The 21255-nt window shown below is 49.9% G+C and carries 20 protein-coding genes; 1 reads left to right on the top strand and 19 read right to left on the bottom strand.

The window, feature by feature from the left end; translation table 11 throughout:
* Window positions 1-35 precede the first annotated feature (35 nt).
* The 16 genes from ACZ5N7_RS14275 to ACZ5N7_RS14350 form a co-directional block, all read right to left on the bottom strand.
* Window positions 36-743 (bottom strand): YheC/YheD family protein, encoded by a 708-nt coding sequence (locus ACZ5N7_RS14275; RefSeq protein ID WP_464655054.1) that lies wholly within the window; start codon window positions 741-743, stop codon window positions 36-38.
* 264 nt (window positions 744-1007) lie between these two features.
* A complete protein-coding gene (locus ACZ5N7_RS14280; protein ID WP_464655055.1) occupies window positions 1008-2681 on the bottom strand; it encodes an ABC1 kinase family protein in 1674 nt (557 codons plus the stop codon).
* A gap of 1 nt (window position 2682) precedes the next feature.
* Window positions 2683-2976 carry a phasin family protein gene (locus tag ACZ5N7_RS14285; protein WP_464655056.1) on the bottom strand — a complete coding sequence of 98 codons (294 nt, stop codon included), beginning with the start codon at window positions 2974-2976 and terminating at the stop codon, window positions 2683-2685.
* A gap of 203 nt (window positions 2977-3179) precedes the next feature.
* Window positions 3180-4358 (bottom strand): NAD(P)/FAD-dependent oxidoreductase, encoded by a 1179-nt coding sequence (locus ACZ5N7_RS14290; RefSeq protein ID WP_464655057.1) that lies wholly within the window; start codon window positions 4356-4358, stop codon window positions 3180-3182.
* 34 nt (window positions 4359-4392) lie between these two features.
* On the bottom strand, window positions 4393-4848 hold the full coding sequence (locus tag ACZ5N7_RS14295; RefSeq protein ID WP_464655058.1) for a DUF1641 domain-containing protein: 456 nt from the start codon (window positions 4846-4848) through the stop codon (window positions 4393-4395).
* 279 nt (window positions 4849-5127) lie between these two features.
* Window positions 5128-6327: an MFS transporter gene (locus tag ACZ5N7_RS14300; RefSeq protein WP_464655059.1), complete on the bottom strand. Its 1200-nt coding sequence runs from the start codon at window positions 6325-6327 to the stop codon at window positions 5128-5130.
* The gene (locus ACZ5N7_RS14305; RefSeq protein WP_464659285.1) at window positions 6328-6705 is read right to left on the bottom strand and encodes a DUF3898 domain-containing protein; all 378 of its coding nucleotides are present in this window, start codon (window positions 6703-6705) and stop codon (window positions 6328-6330) included.
* Between the two features lie 55 nt (window positions 6706-6760).
* The gene (locus ACZ5N7_RS14310) at window positions 6761-6991 is read right to left on the bottom strand and encodes a cold-shock protein (protein ID WP_464655060.1); all 231 of its coding nucleotides are present in this window, start codon (window positions 6989-6991) and stop codon (window positions 6761-6763) included.
* A gap of 139 nt (window positions 6992-7130) precedes the next feature.
* The gene (locus ACZ5N7_RS14315; protein ID WP_464655061.1) at window positions 7131-7331 is read right to left on the bottom strand and encodes a cold-shock protein; all 201 of its coding nucleotides are present in this window, start codon (window positions 7329-7331) and stop codon (window positions 7131-7133) included.
* 455 nt (window positions 7332-7786) lie between these two features.
* Entirely contained in the window at window positions 7787-8215 is a 429-nt protein-coding gene (locus ACZ5N7_RS14320) for a hypothetical protein (protein WP_464655063.1), read from the bottom strand.
* 49 nt (window positions 8216-8264) lie between these two features.
* On the bottom strand, window positions 8265-9461 hold the full coding sequence (locus ACZ5N7_RS14325; protein ID WP_464655065.1) for a ParM/StbA family protein: 1197 nt from the start codon (window positions 9459-9461) through the stop codon (window positions 8265-8267).
* A gap of 281 nt (window positions 9462-9742) precedes the next feature.
* Window positions 9743-10276 carry a YceI family protein gene (locus tag ACZ5N7_RS14330; RefSeq protein WP_464655066.1) on the bottom strand — a complete coding sequence of 178 codons (534 nt, stop codon included), beginning with the start codon at window positions 10274-10276 and terminating at the stop codon, window positions 9743-9745.
* Between the two features lie 208 nt (window positions 10277-10484).
* Window positions 10485-11888: a sugar porter family MFS transporter gene (locus tag ACZ5N7_RS14335; RefSeq protein WP_464659287.1), complete on the bottom strand. Its 1404-nt coding sequence runs from the start codon at window positions 11886-11888 to the stop codon at window positions 10485-10487.
* Window positions 11889-12276: 388 nt separating this feature from the next.
* Window positions 12277-13647: a response regulator transcription factor gene (locus ACZ5N7_RS14340; protein ID WP_464655068.1), complete on the bottom strand. Its 1371-nt coding sequence runs from the start codon at window positions 13645-13647 to the stop codon at window positions 12277-12279.
* On the bottom strand, window positions 13622-15082 hold the full coding sequence (locus tag ACZ5N7_RS14345) for a sensor histidine kinase (RefSeq protein WP_464655070.1): 1461 nt from the start codon (window positions 15080-15082) through the stop codon (window positions 13622-13624). The genes ACZ5N7_RS14340 and ACZ5N7_RS14345 overlap by 26 nt, the downstream gene beginning before the upstream one ends.
* Window positions 15079-16068 (bottom strand): substrate-binding domain-containing protein, encoded by a 990-nt coding sequence (locus ACZ5N7_RS14350; RefSeq protein ID WP_464655072.1) that lies wholly within the window; start codon window positions 16066-16068, stop codon window positions 15079-15081. The genes ACZ5N7_RS14345 and ACZ5N7_RS14350 overlap by 4 nt, the downstream gene beginning before the upstream one ends.
* 287 nt (window positions 16069-16355) lie before the next feature.
* On the opposite strand from ACZ5N7_RS14350, the gene ACZ5N7_RS14355 reads away from it, so the two are divergent.
* Window positions 16356-17357 (top strand): LLM class flavin-dependent oxidoreductase, encoded by a 1002-nt coding sequence (locus ACZ5N7_RS14355; RefSeq protein ID WP_464655074.1) that lies wholly within the window; start codon window positions 16356-16358, stop codon window positions 17355-17357.
* 90 nt (window positions 17358-17447) lie between these two features.
* Here the strand turns inward: ACZ5N7_RS14355 and gntK are convergent, their stop codons facing one another.
* The 3 genes from gntK to ACZ5N7_RS14370 all read right to left on the bottom strand — a co-directional run bounded on the left by gntK (window position 17448) and on the right by ACZ5N7_RS14370 (window position 21211).
* Window positions 17448-18995, bottom strand: coding sequence for a gluconokinase (gntK, locus tag ACZ5N7_RS14360; protein ID WP_464655076.1), 1548 nt, complete (start codon window positions 18993-18995; stop codon window positions 17448-17450).
* 35 nt (window positions 18996-19030) lie between these two features.
* The gene (locus tag ACZ5N7_RS14365) at window positions 19031-20392 is read right to left on the bottom strand and encodes a GntP family permease (protein WP_464655078.1); all 1362 of its coding nucleotides are present in this window, start codon (window positions 20390-20392) and stop codon (window positions 19031-19033) included.
* A 147-nt stretch (window positions 20393-20539) separates the two neighbouring features.
* On the bottom strand, window positions 20540-21211 hold the full coding sequence (locus tag ACZ5N7_RS14370; protein WP_464659289.1) for a GntR family transcriptional regulator: 672 nt from the start codon (window positions 21209-21211) through the stop codon (window positions 20540-20542).
* Window positions 21212-21255 lie beyond the last annotated feature (44 nt).

Consider the following 21255-nt stretch of genomic DNA (forward strand, 5'->3'; position numbering starts at 1 on the left):
TTCCGGCAAATATCAAATGAGATCAGCCTGTTCGTTTACTTGTATTTCTTCAGAATGTAGCGCCGCCTGTCCTTAATTTTGCGGTACATTTTCTTGTCCTTAAGGCGCTTGAAAGTTTGGTTGGCCGGATTCGTATTCGCTTCAATGATCCAGATGCGGCCGTCGTCATCAATCCCGATATCGATACCTAAATGGCGGATTCCCGGAAACTTGCCGTCGAGAACTTTCGCCAAGATCTTGGAAATCGAATTGATTTTTCGTGTCGTTTTTTCCACTTTTGATTCGTCATTAAAAAGAGATCCGAGCACCTTCTCGACCGATTCGGGACGGGCCCCTTGATAGTAATTGGTGACAAAACGTCCGGCAGCCCCTACCCGTACTACTTTACCCGAAACATACCAGTGTGACCTCGGTTTCTGCATGTATACGCGTATATCGAACAAACGCTTCCTGTACCTCGCCAGATTCAAGCCTTGCTGGACGAGATAGCGATGACGGCTTTGCAGCACCTTTTTCAATTCTGTCAGGAGAGAACTGCGCCGAACCTCCTTGTGCTTAAGCCCCCAAGACACTTGATATCGGTGCCTGCTCTGGCGGCGGACCCTGACAATCCCCTTTCCCTGGCTCCCTTTATCCGGCTTAACGAACACGGAGGGATACTGCCGTACCATTTCGTGCAGACGCTTTCCGCTATACCAGTGCGTTTCCGGAAGGTGCCGGCGCAGCACTCTATGCTTTCTCATGGTGTACTCTTTTAACATTTTCCCCTTTACCCTTCGAATGGGCATAACGTCATATCACCCCTTTAATTTGGCAGTTACCGTATCCTATGTCAGTTGTACAATCTTTGAATGAGTTAACTATCCCTTGAATCGGCGGTTTAACCATAAATCCGCAGATGCTGTACATGCCATACCAAAAAGCACTCCTGCCGGGGCCGTCGACGAAAGGTCGTGAACAGCTCCGGGGAGTGCTTCTTTTTTCCTATTAAAACTTGCCTTGCCCGATTAAAATTTTCCCGACCTGAACATCGAGTACAGCAGCCACAAAAACATCAGCCCGGCCACAGTTGAACCCACTTCCATGACGGGAAAATGTAAAATGAGCGCCGGCACCTTGCCGAGCGAAGAAGCGATGATCAGTCCGACCATAATTATGCTGAAACAGAGCAGGACAATACTGATCGTGATACGATTGCTGATCTGGTCCAATTTGCGCAGCAGCAGCTCGATCTCCGGAATGCCGATTTCCACCTTCAGCTTGCCGGTCCTGACCAGTGCAGCGAGTTGGCTCGCTTGCCGCGGAAAACCCGCCATCGCCTCCACGAAACCGGTGAGCTGGCGCCACCATCTCTTTTGCATCCGCTCCGGATGAAACCGTTCCTTGATCAGACGGCGTCCGAAAGGCTCAGCCAGATCCAGCAAGCTTAGCTCCGGGTACATTTTTTCCGCGACTCCCTCTACGGTTAGAAGGGTCTTGCCCATCAGGATCAAATCGGTGGGAATAAGAATATTGTGCCGTTTGGCCACCAGAAACAGTTCACTCAGCACCTTGCCTATACTGACCTGCGAGAACGGGATATCGTAATATTGCTCCCGCAGAATATCCAGGTCCTGCCGCAAGGCCCCTGTGTCCACATCATCCGAGACAATCCCGAGCCGGAACAGTGCCCTCACAATACCGTCGCTGTCTTTGCGCATCATCGCTATAACCAGTGTGCTGAGGTGGTCCCTCATATCCTCGTTCAACCGGCCCACCAGACCGAAATCGACAAACGCAAGCCTGCCGTCCCGCATCACGATGACGTTGCCGGGATGGGGATCGGCATGGAAGAACCCTTCGATCAGCAGCTGGTGAAGGATGGCCTTAACGAGATGCTCCGCCGTATCCTTCATGCTGTGCCCCTGCTGCTGCAGCTCTTCATACTGGTTGAGGGTGATTCCGTCTATAAATTCCTGGGTGAGCACTTTAGACGTGGTGCACTCCCAATATATTTTGGGAATACACACATGAGGGTGGCCCTGGAACTGACGGGCGATTTTGTCCGCGTTACGTCCCTCATGTGTGTAGTTCAACTCTTCCCGCATCGACTTGGCCAGCTCTTCCAGCATGAGACGGATCCTGTACTTGGCCACCCAATCGACCCTGCGCTCCGCCAAAGCGGCAAGATCCAGCAGAATATCCAGATCCCGTTCCACGATTTTATCGACTAGCGGGCGCTGCACCTTGACCGCTACAGCCTCGCCGCTTCTCAGCCGTGCATAATGAACCTGCCCGATCGACGCTGCGGCAAGCGGTTTATCACTAAACTCGCTGAAAATCTCATCCATCGGAGTATGTAATTCCTGCTCCACGATCGCTCTAACCTCTTCAATTGAAAAAGGAGGCACTTGATCCTGAAGCTTCTGCAGCTCCTTGATGATGTCCTCGGACAGCAGATCCTGCCTTGTGCTGGACAGCTGGCCGAGCTTGATAAACGTGGGGCCTAACTCTTCAAGAACGAGCCGAATCCGCTCCCCGGACGTCTTGGCCGTTTCTTCAGGATTTCTCCGCATCCATTTTCTCGGAAGGGCAATCAAATGGAACAGACCCAATTCCTCTACCATATATCCGAAGCCATGCCGTACCAGCGCCACTACAATTTCCTTATAGCGGTTGGTGTGCCGGATTTTAATCGCCATATTACAAGGTTGGAGGCTCGGAGGATTTCAGTTTTTGCTCCAGCTCTTGCAAATCCTGCTTCGTAGCCACATCCATGTCGGCCAGAATTTTGCGAATCTGGTCCTGCACCATCCGCTTGATTTCGCTCTGCTGCTCTTCTCCTCTTGCGATCAGACGGTCCACGACTTCCTTCGATTCGTTGCGCCCCAATTCTCCTTTGACAACCAGCTCATCCACAAACTGCTGCACTTTTTCCCGGCTGACGGCAGTAATTCCCAGACCCAGCGCAATGGCTTTCCTCAAAATATCACTCATCGACATAACCTCCTTCATTATAATATTGATTACCCAAAATAAAGGTGATAGTATCTCTTCGGTTCGAAGATTAGCTTTTTCATTGAAAATGCACAGGTTTATTTCCCGCGCAATAACAAATCTCTCTTTTAAAATTTAAAAAACTGCCTATACGGCTGACTTCAAAAAGCCAAAACCTCCATAGACAGTTTCTCTTGTTCCGATTAATACGCCAATGTAAACAGGCCGTGGATGTGGGAAAGGTAGCGGATGTTGCTGCCTTCCTTCATTAACGATGCCGGCAAGCCTTTCAAGCGGATCTGGTTCCCGCCCACGGTGCCGATGGCATCCTTGCGGCCCAAGCTGGCCAACGTACCGGAGAACACCGGTTTGAACGTCTGCATTGGAGCGCCTTTGAAATAAGCGAAAATATTGTAGCCGACGTTCTCGCCCATCTGCCATGCCAGCTGCGCTGTCGGAGGGTACGGACGTCCTTCCGGTGCGAACACGACTGCGCTGTCTCCGGCAAGGAATACGTCGGGATGGGAAGTCGACTGCATGAACTCATTGACCGTTGCACGGCCGCGGTTCACTTCGATACCGCAGCCCGCGACTACGGAATTGCCCTGCACGCCGCCGGTCCAAACAAGCGTCTTGGTTTCGATCGTGCTGCCGTCCTTTAAGGAAACGGTGGTACTTTTCATCTCGGTGATCGGCAGGCCGGTCAAGAATTGTACTCCGCGGTTCTGCAGGCTTGTCTGGGCGCGCTCGATCAATTCAGGTGCAAAGCCTGGAAGGATGCTTGGAGCCGCCTCTACGCACAGCAGGGAAATTTCTTTAGGGTCGATCGCGTACTGCCGGCAGAGTCCCGGAAGCATGTCAGCGAATTCGCCGACCAGCTCAACGCCTGTAAGTCCGCCGCCGCCAACCACAAAGGTCGCGTCCGCTTTGTTCTTGGTTCTGCTGTACTCTTCGATGCGGGCTTCCACATGCGCCCGCAGACGGTTAGCGTCATCCACGGATTTCAGGATAAAGCTGTGCTCCTGCAGTCCGGGAATACCGAAGAATGCAGTTTCGCTGCCCAGCGCAATGACCAAAGCGTCATAGCTCAATTTCGCGCCGCTCGCCAAGGTAACCTGTTTCGCGTCAGGCGAAATTTCCTTTACCGTGTCGATCTTAAGATCAATGTCTTTGCCGCGCAGCAGCTTCTCCAGCGGCAGCGCCACGGCCTTCTCGTTCACATTTCCTGCTGCCAGACGATGCAGCTCCGTAATGATTTGATGGGTCTGAAAACGGTTAACGACCGTGATAGCAGCTTCTTCAGCCGACATATACTTGCGGGCTGTCATTGCGCTTAGCAAGCCGCCGTATCCGCCGCCCAGAATCAAAATATGTTTCGCCATGCTCATCCTCCGTCCTTTGTTCCAGCATATTTGATTATTTGTTTTTTTGGCGTTCGGCTAATACATCCAGGAAGGCTTGTCCAAAACGGAACATCTTCTGTACTTGCGGATCCTTCAGCATTCTAAGCAGGCCGAATAGGCCGATGGTATTCGCATCCGCCTGTGCGCGATCGTTCGCTTCGATAGCCGCCGCAGCGTAATCCTTTGCTTTTTCCTGTATTGGCTTCACGATTTCCTGCATCCCGCCTGCCAAATCGTCGATCAGCACACGGTCGGTGGCTACGGACTGGGCGAAATCATAGGTCTTGGTCAGAAGAGTCACCATTTCCGTCAATTTTGGCAGATTCTCCACCAGCATCGTAAGCGATTCCTGAACTTCCGGCTTCATCAGCTGATCGAGCACATCCGGTTGCTTTGCCGAGGAAGATGTGGAATTTTCCGGTGCAACCGTCTCTTGCGCGGCTGCTTGTTGAGCAGTAGTTTCTGACATAGAAAAATTTCCTCCTTTGCTGTTAGATACAGATATCCCGTAGTATGGTTTCGAACCCTGCTTCGCATACGTGATTAAGCCGACTGCCTCTGCCGCATGACTGTTCTCCGTGGTGCCGGGTCACACTCATATCAATTATGAACGTTTTCATAACATAGGAAGCATTCTACTTTCTCTAAAATATGTAGGACCAGGCTTCGAATGGAACTCTATTTACGATTTTACCTCTCACCATGCATAACTGCAATAAAAAAGAGACGGAAAGAAAAAGAATAACGTTCACCGGCTAGGATTCGGCCCTTTTTCCTCCCGGTCAGAACCGGAAACGCGGGGAATGGCTGCGCTGAGACCGAACATGACTGCCGCTGTGCCAGCAAGAAACCACAATGTGCCCGTACTGCCCCATAGATCCATACTTCTCCCTGCTGCAAAAGGAAGCACGGCCCCTCCGATCCCGCCTGATGCAATAAGAAGGCTGTTGGTCCTCTCCGTCTTCCCCTGGAGCAGCCGGTTCGCAAACACAAGCGCGATGGCGAACAGCCCTGACATCATCAAGCCAAGCAGAAGAACCGCTGCATAAGCGCTCCACAAGTGCTCGGCAGCCGTAATAGCGGACAGCAGAACGATCGCGCTGAAGGTTCCGATTTGTATGTAACGCGCATAACCGATCCGTTCGGACAGCCTGCCGGCAAACAGCCTTCCGATGGTCATCGTTCCCCAGAACATGGAAACGCTAAGCGCAGCCCACGCCTCCTTCACCCCCAGCTTGTCTATGAATATCGAAGGCAGAAAATTGGCAAAGCTCATTTCGGTACCTACGTACAGAAAGAAGAACAGGATCAGGACGGCCAGGACGGGCAACTCCTCCTTGGCAAATTTATTGTTCACCGGGGTATTTTGCTCAGCCGACGATTCTCCGGGGTCCAGACCACCTTCCAGCTCTTCGGCTCTTAGTCTTGCCCATAAGACAAAGGCAGCCAAAGAAATGACCGCAATGAATGCAAAGGACCACCTCCACACATTGAAAGCGACGAACCATCCGGCCAGCAGCGGCATGATCAGAGCTCCCAGCCCGAAAAAAACCTCCAACCGGCTCATGGCGCTGCCAGCTTTTTCCGTAAACGCCATAATGACAATCGTACCTATGATCGCTTCAATGGTGCCGAAACCAAAGCCGGCAATGAAGCCGATCGGATACAGGGCCTCCCACAAAGGGATGATCGTATACACCAGCTCCGCCCCCGCCAACAGACCGATGGCGCTGAGCAGCAGACTCTTCTTTCCCAATCGCTGCGTCAACACCGGACTAACCAGAACACCTGCCAGGAAGCCGATAAATTGGGCAAAAATGAGAGAACCGCCTTCCGAGTAATTTCTCCCGAAGTGCTCTAGAAGCTTGGGCAGCAGCGAGCCGATCACTACATGCGCAAAACCGATCAATAAATAAGACAAGCAGCCGAGCCACAATACCTTTTTCATTTAAAATGCCCTCCATCGCCGTGAATGCCAGTTATTCACTTCGATCATCACCATATACCGTCCATTCAAGCGCCCGATGTGAATCCGGCTGCCGTAGTCGGCAATCTTGCCTTTCACCGCCACGCCGTCGTGCTTGAACTTCATCTCCAAGTTCGGCTGCACCTCCACGATCTGCGAAGCCGCCTCCATCACATGCTCATGCGTCCATTTTTCCTGCATATCCCGCTTGTCCCCGAAGGCCCACAGCTCAAGATGCTGCTCTTCCCGCTGCCATGTGCTCCTTTGTTTTCTGTGGTGTTTATTGGCTATGTCTATTTTCAGAGCGAATCCCTCATTTGTCAATTGGATGCACGTATCTTCGAAATAGAAAAAGGGCATCTCCAAAAGGAAAGCCCTTCTTCTATAATATGAAAATTAAGCAAGGCGGCCCCGGCTAGGAAATGTGCACGCCTTTCTTCAGCGATTTCATGTCTTTATTCGTGTTAATCAGCTGCGGCAGCAGCTTAACGCTGCTCACCATCGGGGAATGACACTGACGGCAGGTCGGCATATGCTCGAAAGCAAAGTTATCACGCATCCAACCGGTACAATCTTCGTTCTCGCAGGACCAAATGGCAGTGTTTTCATGTGGTATGTCCTCTAACGACTTTTTTCGATTATACATTGTAAATCCCCTCCTTATTAAAATAACCCCGCAAAGTAAAGCAGGAACCTTGAAGGTCATGCCTGGTACTTTGCGGGGAATCCTGAAAAATGTAAAAAAACTGCTCCCAACGTTTGTTAAGAGCAGTCTTGCGCTTGGCTTACAGTTTTACTACGTTCTCAGCTTGCGGTCCGCGGTTGCCTTGTACCACATTGAATTGAACGCGTTGGCCTTCGTCCAAAGTTTTGAAGCCGTCGCCTGTAATCGCGCTGAAATGCACGAATACGTCGCTTCCGCCTTCCACTTCGATAAAGCCGAAGCCTTTCTCTGCGTTAAACCATTTTACTGTACCTGTTTCCATTAGGAAAACCTCCAAAATTTTATTAACATGTTCTTTTTATTCTTCTGATAAAAATAAAAAATTCACACATTGAAAAAGGTTCCATCGTACAAATGACTACCCTTTACAACAAGTGAATTCAGGATTCAATTTACGAATAAGTTCATATTACCACCTTTTGATTTGAAATGCAAATTTATTTTTTCTCGCCATTTAATTCCGCGGAGATTTTTCAAATGCCAAATAAAAAAAAGTGAACACTGCTGTTCGCAGATGTCCACCTTATATGTGACAGACAAATAATTCAAGAACTAATTCAATAGATGCGGAAAAGTTGTTTGGTTTCTCATATAGCGGCACATCTTCGTATTATCAAGTATTACTTAGTCGTACTTTGCTATACTAAGACCAGTGACATAAAGTAACACTTAGGAATACTTAAGATTACTCAGCACTGCCTTATCTTCAACATACTCTTAAGTCCATGACTCAATGTCCTCGTCGTCGATATCATCCTCGACCGGCGCGGCCGGCGCTTTGCCCTTCGGCTCCTCATGCGGCTTCACTTTCGCCTTCTCTTTCGGCTCCTCATGCGGCTTCACTTTCGGCGCTTCCTCCGAAGGCTCGTCTATCAGCCTGTTATCAATATGTCGGGCCGCAGCTGCCGACGATGTCGCGACCGGACTTTGCCCAATCGCCTGCTGCACTGCAGCCGTAAAGCTGCGTTCGGCCGGTACAAAAGCTTGCAGATTCCGTACCCCGTTCTCATGCAGCTCCCTTTCGATCAGAAAACGGATGGAATCCATCAGGTTGGTCTGCGCATTGATCCACTTCATCACGGAAGGATCTTCTGTTTTTTTGGTTTTCAGACTTATATTGTCGCCGGGTTGTTTCGTTTTTTTCATGGATGTCACCTTCTGCCGCTTTTAGGTTTTACCGGGAATCTTATAATCTCTAAGCCGGCTGCATAGCCTTGTTTTTCAGAGCTTCATAGATTTTTCCGCGGACAAAAGCATCCAATCCCATCGCATTCATCTGTACCGCATATTCGGAAGGAATATATAACAATTTGATTTCCCGCTCGTCACAAAGCTCCTTCAACTGCGGATACAGAATAGTCCTCATCAAAATGCTGCCGCCGCCATAAACGCAGACCACATCGATCTCGTTTCTTGCCTTGGTCAGCTGTCTTTTGACATTCTGGATGATCTGTCTCACTTGGCTTTCCAGGGGCCTTTTCAATGTTTTAATCGCTCTGGCGTGATATTTGTGATTTGGATTCTTGATGACGTCGCTGAAAAACTGCCGCGGGCTGTCGGGAAGATGGATAAGCCGGTTGAATTCATCCAACGCTTCCTCAATGGCATAACCTGCGCCATGATGGCTTCCGTGGACAAACTGGCGCAGAAATTTATTGCCCTCCGTAATCGGATACTCGGTCGAACCGTCCCCGATATCGACATGAAGGATGCGTTTATCCTTAAAATAACTGCCGTTGAACTTCTCATCAAGCTCGTAGGTTTCGGTAAACTCCTGGAAAATGTCTCCTTCTCTCCAGTTGCCTTCCACATCTTTTTGCAGTGTAAAAATGACAGGCGTCGCTTCAGGAACCACTTTCGTAAAGCTGAAGGTCATTCTGACGCTCACACGCTGGATGCCGAGATGCACAGTCACATGGTGGGAACCGGTCATAAACCTTTTCTCGAACTTGGCGGAATTTTCATCCGTGTGCTGCGTAACCGGAAGAGCGGTCGCCATATCCACTTCCAGCTCGATGCTCTCCGGAATGGTCTTCTCTTCTTCATATGCCTTCTGTACGGCTACAGCCGCAATCTGCGCAAGCGTGTTGATAAGCGGCAAATCCATGTCGCATTTCAGATCGATTCCGATCTGCAGATTGTCCAGGATCTCGCCGCTCTCCAGTGCGAATTTTCCGATATAGTACATGCCCGGCCGTGCCGCCGGAGAATCGATAGTTACGACCAGCTGTTCCTGCAGGTTTTTAATGAAGCTCTCAGGCGCCTGCTCTTCGCTCCACGGCAGCTCGTCCACCGTACAGTTGACATTAGGCTGCTGGACCGGTTTTCCGTCAATAATAAGGTCATGCTCGCTATTTCCATTGTCGTTGCCTACAAAAAAATGGTAGTTCATGAAGATTGGCCTCCTCTATATATAATAGGAATCGGTATTACTTTGTCACACTTGGCGTAATTATGCAAACCGCCAGGGCTCCGTTTCGTCAAGACAACGCACTATTAGCTCCCGTAATTAAATAAATTCCATTTCAATTCCATTTTTCCTGCCGATTTCATAAAATTCTGAATATTACTAACATTTTATCCACGCCACCGAACATCATTGTTTCCTATCCAAAGGAAAAAGCCGCTGGCCGACCTTCTTGGCCGGACAGCGGCTTTTTCCAAGCCTATTCCTCAAGCTTGTTCAGCAGCTTCAATTTCGATGGAAATCTTCACTTCGTCCCCGATGAGCACGCCGCCTGTCTCAAGCGCAGCGTTATAAGTCAGTCCATAGTCGCTCCGTTTGATGCTTCCGACCGCGCTGTACCCGACTTTTTTGTTTCCCCATGGGTCTTGGCCCCCACCTTCGAACGAGGCTTTAAAAGTCTCAGGGCGAGTTACGCCGTGCAGCGTCAGGTCACCGGTCACGTTGTATTCCCCTTCCCCCGTTTTAGTGATCTGTGTCGATTGGAAGGTCATCTTCGGTTGGTTTTCGATGTCAAAAAAGTCAGCGGAGCGCAGGTGCGTATCACGATCATTATTGCGGGTATCCACGCTGTTAAGGTCGACGATGATTTGAATGTCAGCTGAACTCAGGTCGGAAGGGTCAGCCTCGATGTTCGCTTCAAAGGAATGGAAAGTTCCTTTTACCTTCGCGATCATCATATGTTTCACTGAAAAATCGATGCTGCTGTGACTAGGGTCAACAGTCCATTTTGTTTTTGCCATTATAAATTCCTCCAATTCATTATTGCTTACTTTTATTTATTCACTAACATTAGTTTATTAGGTCCCATTCGAATTGTCAACCCTGTTTTTGTAAATTAATTTTCCTCCTTCATAAGTTACTATACTAATTTTGGGGCCTAAGGCGAATACGATATTAACAAAAAAAAAGATGCCGGAATCAGCTTCCGGCACCTGGACGATTTTGTAATTATGCTTTTTTCGACTGCCACAAAGATTCGATTTCCTCCAGCGATTTCCCCTTTGTCTCGGGGACAACACGCCAGGTGAAGAAGAAAGTGAACACAGACATCACGCCGAATATCCAGAAGGTGACCGACGGCCCAGCCGTAGCAAGCATCGGCGGAAACGATTGGGAAACGACATAATCCGCCGCCCACAGCGCCATGGAAGCGATCGCGGTGGCTTTTCCGCGTATGCGGTTCGGGAAAATTTCGGACATGATTACCCACACGACCGGCCCCAGAGACACAGCAAAGGAAGCGACATACAGCAGAATAAAGATAAGTACCATAGGTCCTGAAGTATGGCCTGTATGAAAAGCGAATCCTATGACGAACAGGGACAGTGCCATCAATCCGGAACCGACCAGCATGAGAGCCTTGCGTCCTGCCTTGTCTATGAGCCACAGGGCCAGGATCGTAAACAGAAAATTAATCAAACCGACCAGAATCGTCTGGATCAGCGAGGCATTGGTGCCTGCACCCGTTTGTTTGAAAATTTCCGGTGCATAGTACATAATCGCGTTAATTCCAGTGACCTGCTGGAGAATCGCCAGTACCACACCCACGGTGAGAGCAAGCCTCATGCCCGGGGCAAACAACTGACGGCCGGAGCCGCTTTCCTGTTTAAACGATTCTTTAATATCAAGGACTTCCTTTTTGGCCAATTCTTCTCCGTGAATCCTCAATAAAATCGGAAGAGATTCCGCGGCCCTTCCCTGCTTGATCAACCAACGAGGGCTCTCGGGCACAAAAAACAGCAGTACAAGGAACAGCAGTCCCGGCAAAACGCCGAATCCGAACATCCACCGCCAAGCGGTTGAAACGCCCCATGCCTGATCTCCATATCCGGCTATTCCCATATTTATGAAGTAGACGAGGAAAATACCGGTTACCGTCGCCAGCTGGTTTAACGCCACCAGACGGCCGCGATATTTGGCAGGCGCGATTTCCGCATTGTAAAGAGGACATAGAGTTGAGGTGATACCGATGCCGAGTCCGCCGATAATACGGGCGATAACATAACCGGTGAATGTGTCCGGAATGGCGGAACCGAAGGATCCGATAATAAACAGGACCGCAGCGGAGATCAATACTTTTTTCCGGCCGAACCTGTCGCTCAGCACGCCCGCTCCCGCAGCCCCGGCGATACAGCCGATAATCAAGCTGGAAACAGCCCAGCCAACCTGCACGTCATTTAAGAGGAACCGTTCTTTCATAAAACCGATGGCACCTGACACAACTGCCGTGTCAAATCCAAAGAGCAAACCGCCTAAAGCGGCTACTATCGAAACAAGCGTCACAAATTTCATGCTTACTTGCTCATCCTGCTTCTTGTTATTTTCGCTTACTTGTTCGTATTGTGCGTTGATGTTTACGCTCACTTCACTTTTCCTTTCTGACTTATCCGTGCTTGCACGGGTCCTTTTTATATTTTACCATTGGTCAAGAAATTTGCATGAAAACTCACCTGGCTTGTCCACCTTCTGACCTGTGACGAGCCGTGGAATCATTATACCATGCATCAAACCTGATATATCGGGCCATTCCCTTCACTTATTTGCTGTTTAACAGCATTATATCGAGTGCGACCCCCTCCGCATCTGTGAATTGCTCGCGACTAGCATATTTTTGCGCCGCCAACACAAAAAAGTCCATGCCTCCTTGGGGCATGGGATCCTTTTTGGGGTATTAAATCAGTTTGAATAACCAAATCTATACACCTCACAAGCCAACCCGTTACTCCCTCGGGCATTGACTTTATTTGGGCTGGCCCCGGTATTCGGTCGGCGTTACCCCGGTCACCTTTTTAAAAACGCGGCTAAAATAATTGGGGTCTTTATATCCGACCTGATAACAGACTTCCTTCAAACTGAGCTGCCCGTCGCCGATCAAGTTTTTGGCCTTTTCAATGCGCAGCCTTGTCAAATAGTCAATGAAGGTTTCTCCGGTCTGCTGTTTGAATACTTTGCTGAAATAATGCGGATTTAAGTGGACATGCTCCGCCACTTCTTCCAGGGAAAGTTCCTCGTGGAACTTTTCTTTAATGAACGCGGCCGCGCGGTCAAGCACATTCCATGTTTGCTGCTCTCGTTCTTCACGGATCTGCCTGATCGCAAGCTCCACATACGTGCGCTGAGAAGTGTTGTCGATGCCAGGCCTTTGGGCAGCTTCCTCTTCATTTTCCGTCCGCAGAAGCTTCAGGTCGTCAAACCTGCATACATTTCCCCACGTTTTATGGTAAGTTGACGCAAACACGGCTTCATAGTATGATCTCCTGATTCCGTCAATATGCGATTTAACTGATCCGATTCCCACCGAGGAGTCGAGACCGCACTGCTGACGCAGGGAATCCACAAGCTTTGAGCCGAGCAGAAGCGAATCTTCAGCAAAGCTGCGGCCCGCCGGTTCCGCCTTTTCGATCAAAAATATTGCCATATGCCCATGGATCATGGGACTCACGACACAGCCGTACCTATCCTTGACAAAGCCTTTAGCGAGGCTTTTTATCGTATCGTAAATTCGTTTCTTATCCTTGTCTGACCTCTCTTCAGATGATTGCCTCAGCTCGGATAGCGCGACCACAAGGGAACAGCCTAGGTCTATAGAAAGCTGCAAAATATCGGCCATCTGCTCCAGATCGGTTTCTTGCACTTGGTCCGCCATAAACGCCAGTGCCATTTCCGTTTCCGCAAGCGGAAGCAGTTGAAAGAACTTCTCTCGTACGACAAGCTCCTCGTCCCTCCTGGTTTGCTCCTGTTCGATCTCATCCGCCAGCCGCTGAAGAAGAGCCACGATTTGATCGCGTTTAGCCGGCTTCACCAAATACTCCTTCACCCCGAGGGTCAGGGCCTCTTTGGCGTATTCAAAATATTCGTAAGCGGTCACGAGAACCATTTTTACATGGGGATTGCGCGCTTTGATTTCCTTGAGTGCCTCCAAGCCTTGGATCCCAGGCATCTTAATATCCATCAGGACGATATGAGGACGATATTCTTCCGCCTTTTGAATGGCAGTGCGGCCGTTCTCCGCGTGAATAATTTCGAAGGTATCGGGCATCATCCGGTTTATGATCCATTCGATGCCTTCCCTCTCTAACGTTTCGTCATCCGCGATCAGTATCCGATACATCCCCTCCCTCCTTTCCTGTACATGGAATCCGCATAATGACAGTCGTTCCCCGGCCCGGCTTACTGTCAATTTCCACAAGGTCCCGCCGTCCATAAAATAATTCAAGCCGCTTAAAAACATTGCGCGTCCCCAAACCGGTCGACTGCCCCCTGTCCTGCATAAACACCGGCTCCGCATCAAAGCGAAGCAGGGATTCCCGGACCTCCTCGCTCATGCCGAAGCCATTGTCTGAAATCGCCACCCGGACCGTATCTTGCAGGCGTTCGATCGTGAGCCGGATCACAGCGCCTTCTTCCTTTCCCTCAATCCCATGGACAAAAGCGTTCTCAAGAATCGGCTGAAGGGTCAGCGTAGGGACATGCACGTTCAAAGCGGCCTCGTCAATCTCCGTCACAAACCGGATCCGGTCATTGAAACGGGCCTGCTGTATAACGAAGTATTCCTTCGCGTGATTCACCTCATCCCTCAGCGTGACAGGGCGATCCAATTTGCGCAGGTTGTACCGCAGCAAATTGGACATGGACACGGTGAGATCGCTCGTTTTTTCCGCGCCCTCGAGCAAAGCCAGTTTAGAGAGCACATTCAGCGTATTAAAAAGAAAATGCGGGTTCATCTGGTTTTGCAGAGCCTTCAGCTCAAGCTCTTTCACCAGCCGGTCCTTTTCCAGGCTTTCCTTGTCTCTGGCGATCAGTTCCTTCAAATTGTCCTGCATGCGCCCGAACGCCTCGGATAAAATGCCAAATTCGTTATGGGCACCGATCCGTGGGGGGGCGGCCTGCAAATTTCCATATGAAATCTTCTTTGCGGCCTGCACCAGCTGCTTGATCGGCCTGGAAATCCCGAGAGAGATCCAATAAGCGAAAGCGACGCTGAGCAGCGTATTCAGGATATAGATGGCTACTCCCCATTTATTCATAACATCCGTATGGACAAGTATTTGCCTGTAGAATGGCTGGTAAAAGCTTAGCTCCGTGTCCACCAGCTGATGGCCCTCTTCCTGGATGAACCCCGCCGTTTTCTCCGCCTCTTCGTACAGAGCCACATAACTTAAGGAGGATTGGCTGGCCACAGCCCTCAGAACAGCTTCTTCCTGGGCGATGAAAGTGTCGATCATATTCCGGTAATTCCGCACGGCGCCGCCTGTCGCCTGGATCGTTTCTTGCGCCGACAGGCTTCCTCGTAGGCCGCTCAGGATATCTCTCTGACGCAAATATTCGGAATGGCGGCTTTGGCTCCGGTCCGTTAAATAAAGGTTCAAGGCCCGCAGATTTCCCTCTGTTTGACCGGCGATTTGCTTATACAGCAGCACCCGCTCCAGCGCCACATTATAGCTCATCTGAACGGTCCTTCCGCTTTGAAAGATGAAGAAAGCAATGGAATTGTTCAAAATGACAAGCGCCGGAATGAAAATAAAAAGCATCCTGCGTATATTCATCGGTGAACCTCTCCCGGCTTCAACCGGCTGGCATCCAGAATTTCCGTAGCCGTATATTGCTTGGCCGGCGAAGAACCGCCATTGAAATACTGATGCAGGAGAGACACAGAGGAATACCCGATTTCGCTCGGCTGCTGTACGACCGAAGCCATAATCGCCCCCCCGGCAATGGCTTGCCTGGTCTCCCCCAAATCGTCAAAGCCGAAAACCCTGATGTCCGCCCTATTTTTTGCTTTCATTCCCTCAACAGCTCCAACGGCATCCCATGCGCTGAAACCGACAATCGTCCGGATCCCGGGATATTGGCTCAGCATAGCCTCCGTCTGCCCCGCAGCCTGGAACCGGGAAATGTTCGACGAACGCACATCCACAATTTGAAACCCCGCCGTCTTGTCGATCACAGAGCGAAAGCCCTCCAGACGCTGCAGCTGGTTTTCGGCAAGCTCGCTTCCGATAATGACCCCGATGCTCCCCTTCCAACTGCTGTCCCCGGCCACAAGCTCCCCCATCCGCCTGCCCGCTTCCCTGTTATCCGTCCCTACGTAGGCCAGCCGCCTGCTGTCGGGCGAGTCCGTGTCCACCGTAATCACTTTGATTCCTTCATCTATCGCCTGGCCGATCAGAACATCATATTGTCGGTCCTTCACCCCCTGCACCAAAAGCGCATCTGGCCTGGCAGCGATTGATTTTTCCAGAAGTTTCAATTGTTCTGCAGGGTTAATACGGATCGGGCCAGTGTACTCTATTTCCATTCCCATTTTCGCTGCGGCTTCTTCGGCCCCTTTTTGCATCGTTCGCCAATAAGGGTTGTCCAGCTCTTGGGAGATCAGCACGACGTGTTTTACATTTCTGTTGTCGGCTTTACTCTGCTGCATTTGCTGGACCAGACGCTCGATCGTAATCGTGGAAGACAGGAACTGAACGAGAAAATAACAGAACACAAGAAATATAGCTGACAGCCCCACAGTCCATTTTCGGTTTGACATGGAGCCCTCCTGTAAGTAAAGAAATATAGGATTATTATACAGACCCGGCAGGCAAAATGAAAATTTGCGCCACCCGGATGGGGTCCAATTTGCAATGTCAATTACGCAGTGGGTAAAATGTAAGACAGGGGAATATAATAACGCGGAATACCTCATAATGAATTTGATTTTCGGACAGACCGGCATATGCCATTTGTGCTTGAATTCAACCAGCGTGGGTACGGGGTTTCCTTGTTGCAGGAACAGTTTCAGCAATACATAGCATTTATTTTCAGGAGGTTCGACAAATGAAGCAAATACATGAGATTCCCGTTTCGATACTGGATCTCGCCCCGATAGTGGTAGGCAGCACGGCGGCGGAATCTTTCCGAAATACGCTTGATCTTGCGCAGCATGCGGAAAAGTGGGGCTACAACCGCTACTGGCTGGCGGAACACCACAATATGCCGGGGATTGCCAGCTCGGCCACATCTCTAGTGATAGGGCATGTAGCCGCCGGCACCGAAAAAATCCGGGTAGGCTCCGGCGGAATTATGCTGCCCAACCATGCTCCCCTGGTGATTGCCGAGCAGTTCGGGACGCTGGAGTCCTTGTTCCCCGGCCGGATCGATCTCGGTCTGGGGAGAGCGCCGGGTTCCGACCAGTTGACAGCCCGTGCCTTGCGGCGCGGCCCGGCAAGCAACGGCCAGGATTTCCCGGAGCTGCTTAGCGAGCTACGTTCTTACTTGACCGGCTCCGGCACACTTGGGGTACACGCCGTCCCTGGCGAGGGGATGGACATTCCCATTTGGCTGCTGGGCTCAAGCGGCTTTAGCGCTCAGCTGGCAGGACAGCTTGGCCTGCCCTTCGCCTTTGCGAGCCATTTCGCTCCGGACTATCTGCTTCCGGCATTAGAGCTGTACCGCAGCAACTTCCGCCCTTCGGAGGCGCTGGACGAGCCGTATGTGATGATCGGCATTAACGTGGTTGCAGCCGACACGGACGAAGAGGCCCGCAGGCTGGCAACATCCCAGCTGCAGCAGTTCCTTAACCTTATCCGCGGCCGCACCGGTCAATTGAATCCTCCGGTGGAAAGTATGGACGGTCTGTGGAACGACCATGAGCAAGCTATTGTCCAAAAGCAGTTGAGCTACACCCTCACCGGTACTAAAGACACGCTTCGCGAAAAATTACAGCGTGTGCTTGATGAAACCCAAGTCGACGAGCTGATTGTCGCCGCCCAAATTTATGACCACCAAGCCCGTTTGCACTCTTATGAGATTTTATCGGAGATCGTTAAAGGGAATTAAGTTTTAGTATGTATCCGGTTCCCAGCACTAAGTAACACTCAGTGTTACTTAGTGCTGTTTTCTGAATAACAAACTGCTGATGCATTTCATCTACTCGTTAAAAAGCTTCAGCTGAAATCTGGCTATCGCCTCATATTCCTCTGCCATCTTGCGTGAGATTTGGATATATATTGGCAGCAGCTGATGGTAGATCTCCGCATGTGCCTTAATCGGTTTGTGCTCATGCGTCGCGCCTACCATGGTGGAAACAATATCCAGTGAATCGCATTCTCCAATCGCATATAAACCAAGCACCGCAGCGCCAAGGCATGAACTTTCAAAACTTTCGGGAACTACCACTTCCTGATCAAAAATATCCGCCATCATTTGACGCCACAGCGGGGCACGGGCGAATCCCCCCGTTGCCTGGATTTTTTTGGGCCGTCCGATACGCTCCTCCATCGCTAACATTACCGTGTACAGATTAAAAATGACCCCTTCCAGAACTGCCCTTATCATATGTTCCTTCCGGTGGTGCAGGGTTAAGCCAAAAAAGGACCCTCGAGCATTCGAATTCCACAGCGGCGCCCGTTCTCCGGTCAAATAGGGATGGAAAAGCAATCCGTCCGAACCCGGCCTGACCCGTTCAACAATTTGCATCAGTAAGTCATAGGGGTCAATCCCCAGACGCCTTGCCGTCTCCACTTCAGATGCCGCAAATTCATCCTTCGCCCATCGAAGCAGCATACCGCCATTATTGACCGCCCCCCCGATCACCCAGTGCTTTTCAGTCAGAGCATAACAAAAGATTCTCCCTTTCGGGTCTGTCACCGGTTTGTCAACGACGGTCCGGATCGCACCGCTTGTACCTATCGTGGCCGCGACTACTCCCGGTTCAATCGCATTCACACCAAGATTGGAGAGAACGCCGTCGCTGGCTCCTACAATAAATAGTGTGTTTACGGCAAGTCCCATTTCTTCTGCAAAAACGGAGTTCATCCCATTCAACGCATAGGTAGTGGGCACAAGTCTGGACAGTTGGTTTCTCGACACCCCGGCGACTTCCAGAGCCTCTTCATCCCAGTCCAGCTTTTCCAAATTCATCATTCCGGTTGCTGATGCAACGGAATAGTCTACCACGTATTCATTGAATAGTTTGGCAAAAACGTATTCTTTTATCGAGATAAATTTGCTGGCCTTTTGAAACAGATGCTCGTGGTCGTGGCGAAGCCACATCAATTTGGGCAGCGGAGACATTGGATGGATCGGTGTCCCTGTCCGTAAATAAATGTGATGCCCGTTCATTTCATGTTTTAACCGCTCGGCCCAGGCCACGCTCCGGTTGTCCCCCCAAGTAATACACCGCGTAAGCGGTTTGCCTTCGGCATCTACCGCAATGACACTGTGCATGGCCGAACTGAATGACACAAACATCACTTGCTCCGGCCTGACTTGACTTTGATCCATCACCCGCTTCAGCGATTGCAGAACTGCCCCAAAAATTTGGTCAGGATCCTGTTCTGCGACAGACGAAGTAGGTGTATACAAAGGATAGCCCTCGTTCGCCTTGGTCACGACCTTCCCGCTTTGTTCGAAGAGAACGGCCTTTGTGCTTGTTGTTCCGATGTCAACACCAATCATATACATAGGTTGAGTCATTTGATGTACCTTCTTTCCTGATGAATTCCAACCTCTTAAATCACAGTGCTAAGAAGAAGAATGAAGATCAATCCTATTACAGATAAAATCGTTTCCATAACGGTCCAGGATTTTAAGGTTTGCGGCACGGACATATTGAAGAACTCCTTTACCATCCAGAAACCGGCGTCATTTACGTGCGACAGCACAAGTGAGCCCGCGCCTGTGGCTAATACAACAAGCTCAACATTCGCACTCGGATTCTGCACAAGCACAGGGGCTACTATACCGGCCGCGGTGGTCATAGCTACGGTGGCCGAGCCGGTTGCGACGCGAATTAAAGCGGCTACAAACCACGCGAACAGAATAACGTTAATATGAGCCTGAGTAGCAATCGCGGCAATCGCTCCGCCCACCCCGCTGTTGATCAATACCTGCTTAAAAGCCCCGCCTGCCCCAATAATCAATATAATCGTAGCTGTTGGCGCCAAGCATTCACTGGCAAATCGGGATACGTCATCTTTTGTGAACCCTCTGGAGAAACCCAGGGAGAAAAATGAAAACACAACGGCAATCAACAGTGCAATAATCTCATGCCCGATAAACTCGCAAAACTGCGTGAGGCCGCTGGCCGCCTTAGGATCGATAATATTGGCCACTGACCCGATTAACATTAACAGAACAGGCAGCAGAATCGTAAACAATGTAATTCCGAATCCCGGCAGCTCTCGATTATACTTACTTGTGAACTGCTCAGCCAAATTGACCGGGGGTTCAACCTGAATTCTTTTACCGATAAATTTACCAAATAAAGGACCCGCAAGAATTGCAGCCGGCAATCCGACAATTATGGAATAAAGAATCGTTTTTCCCAGATCCGCTTTGTATGCATCGATAGCAATCATCGGAGCCGGATGCGGAGGAACAAGTCCATGCACCGTAGAAAGTCCGGCCAGAACCGGAATACCGATTTGTAAAAGCGACATCTTCGTTTTGCGGGCTACGATAAACACAATCGGAATCAATAAGATGACGCCCACCTCAAAGAATACGGGGATTCCCACAATAAAGCCGACAATCATCATTGCCCAATGAACGCGCTTCTCGCCAAACTTATCCACTAACGTTGTAGCGATCCGTTCGGCTCCTCCTGATTCGGCCATCATTTTTCCCAGCATAGTACCAAGTCCAATAACGATCGCAATCGTTCCTAACGTACCGCCCAAACCACCAGTTACCGCTTTAATAACATCCGCAGGCTTCATCCCTGCAAGAAAGCCTAGCAGCAAAGAAGAAATCAGCAGAGTGACAAAGGGATTCCATTTATATTTGGCGATAAGCACAATAAGAAAAACAATAGAAATTAATGCCCAAACTAATAATGTCACATTATGACTGAACCCGAAGATCGTACTCATGATGAGGCCTCCTATTTTAACTCGTTAGTATTTACGTTATACAGCATTCCCTTTTATACAACGATTTCAATAAATAAACGCTTTCATTTTGTATACAGGTCGACAACTTTTAAGATATTTCAGGTATGCCGCCTGTTCGGCAAAAAATTAAGATATACTGCTGTGAAGGGTTTTATTGGAATCCGCGAAATACTCCTGCACCACTTTTTGAATAACGGTTGCATCCTTGGACTCCAAGCCTATTACTATAGTTCGATGCTTCTCGATAACCTTCTGTAACTTTGCCTGGCCTTCCGAGAATACTTCCTGTGTGGTAATCAGCATTACAGTCAATACAATACGACGGATGCTGTTCCATAGATGCAGAATTCTTGTATGCTTGGCCTCAACAATCATCGCTTCATGAAAGCAAAAGTCCAGATAGGAAAACTCCACACAGTCATCGTATTTTATCGCTACTTCCATCTTATCGATGATTTGCTTCAAATTTGCAAGCAGCGGATCGCGGTTACCGCTGGCAAGACGCTGCTGGGCAAAGCTTTCGATCAAATACCTGACATCGTACAACTCCTCGACATCCTGCAAGCTTAACCCCAGAACAACCGCTCCCATCCGTTCCAGACGAATGAGCCCTTCATTTGATAACGTTTTCAAAGCCTCCCTAACCGGAGATCTGCTGGTGCCAAAATCAGCGGCAATCCGATTCTCAGAAATAACATCCCCGGATTTTATAGTTCCATTGATAATTTGCAGCCTTAGTTCGCAAGCGATCGATTCCCCCAGGGACACGCCCTGCAGCCACGCAGAAGGATAACGCATCATAACTCAACTCTCCTATTTAAATCGTATTCAGGCTATTAAAA

The sequence above is a fragment of the Paenibacillus sp. JCM 18996 genome (assembly GCF_055392555.1).

Coding starts and splice junctions, on each gene's coding strand:
- ACZ5N7_RS14275 (WP_464655054.1), bottom strand. CDS start 743: ATGAGAAAGCATAGAGTGCTGCGCCGGCACCTTCCGGAAACGCACTGG.
- ACZ5N7_RS14280 (WP_464655055.1), bottom strand. CDS start 2,681: ATGGCGATTAAAATCCGGCACACCAACCGCTATAAGGAAATTGTAGTG.
- ACZ5N7_RS14285 (WP_464655056.1), bottom strand. CDS start 2,976: ATGAGTGATATTTTGAGGAAAGCCATTGCGCTGGGTCTGGGAATTACT.
- ACZ5N7_RS14290 (WP_464655057.1), bottom strand. CDS start 4,358: ATGGCGAAACATATTTTGATTCTGGGCGGCGGATACGGCGGCTTGCTA.
- ACZ5N7_RS14295 (WP_464655058.1), bottom strand. CDS start 4,848: ATGTCAGAAACTACTGCTCAACAAGCAGCCGCGCAAGAGACGGTTGCA.
- ACZ5N7_RS14300 (WP_464655059.1), bottom strand. CDS start 6,327: ATGAAAAAGGTATTGTGGCTCGGCTGCTTGTCTTATTTATTGATCGGT.
- ACZ5N7_RS14305 (WP_464659285.1), bottom strand. CDS start 6,705: ATGCCCTTTTTCTATTTCGAAGATACGTGCATCCAATTGACAAATGAG.
- ACZ5N7_RS14310 (WP_464655060.1), bottom strand. CDS start 6,991: ATGTATAATCGAAAAAAGTCGTTAGAGGACATACCACATGAAAACACT.
- ACZ5N7_RS14315 (WP_464655061.1), bottom strand. CDS start 7,331: ATGGAAACAGGTACAGTAAAATGGTTTAACGCAGAGAAAGGCTTCGGC.
- ACZ5N7_RS14320 (WP_464655063.1), bottom strand. CDS start 8,215: ATGAAAAAAACGAAACAACCCGGCGACAATATAAGTCTGAAAACCAAA.
- ACZ5N7_RS14325 (WP_464655065.1), bottom strand. CDS start 9,461: ATGAACTACCATTTTTTTGTAGGCAACGACAATGGAAATAGCGAGCAT.
- ACZ5N7_RS14330 (WP_464655066.1), bottom strand. CDS start 10,276: ATGGCAAAAACAAAATGGACTGTTGACCCTAGTCACAGCAGCATCGAT.
- ACZ5N7_RS14340 (WP_464655068.1), bottom strand. CDS start 13,647: ATGTATCGGATACTGATCGCGGATGACGAAACGTTAGAGAGGGAAGGC.
- ACZ5N7_RS14345 (WP_464655070.1), bottom strand. CDS start 15,082: ATGAATATACGCAGGATGCTTTTTATTTTCATTCCGGCGCTTGTCATT.
- ACZ5N7_RS14350 (WP_464655072.1), bottom strand. CDS start 16,068: ATGTCAAACCGAAAATGGACTGTGGGGCTGTCAGCTATATTTCTTGTG.
- ACZ5N7_RS14355 (WP_464655074.1), top strand. CDS start 16,356: ATGAAGCAAATACATGAGATTCCCGTTTCGATACTGGATCTCGCCCCG.
- gntK (WP_464655076.1), bottom strand. CDS start 18,995: ATGACTCAACCTATGTATATGATTGGTGTTGACATCGGAACAACAAGC.
- ACZ5N7_RS14365 (WP_464655078.1), bottom strand. CDS start 20,392: ATGAGTACGATCTTCGGGTTCAGTCATAATGTGACATTATTAGTTTGG.
- ACZ5N7_RS14370 (WP_464659289.1), bottom strand. CDS start 21,211: ATGCGTTATCCTTCTGCGTGGCTGCAGGGCGTGTCCCTGGGGGAATCG.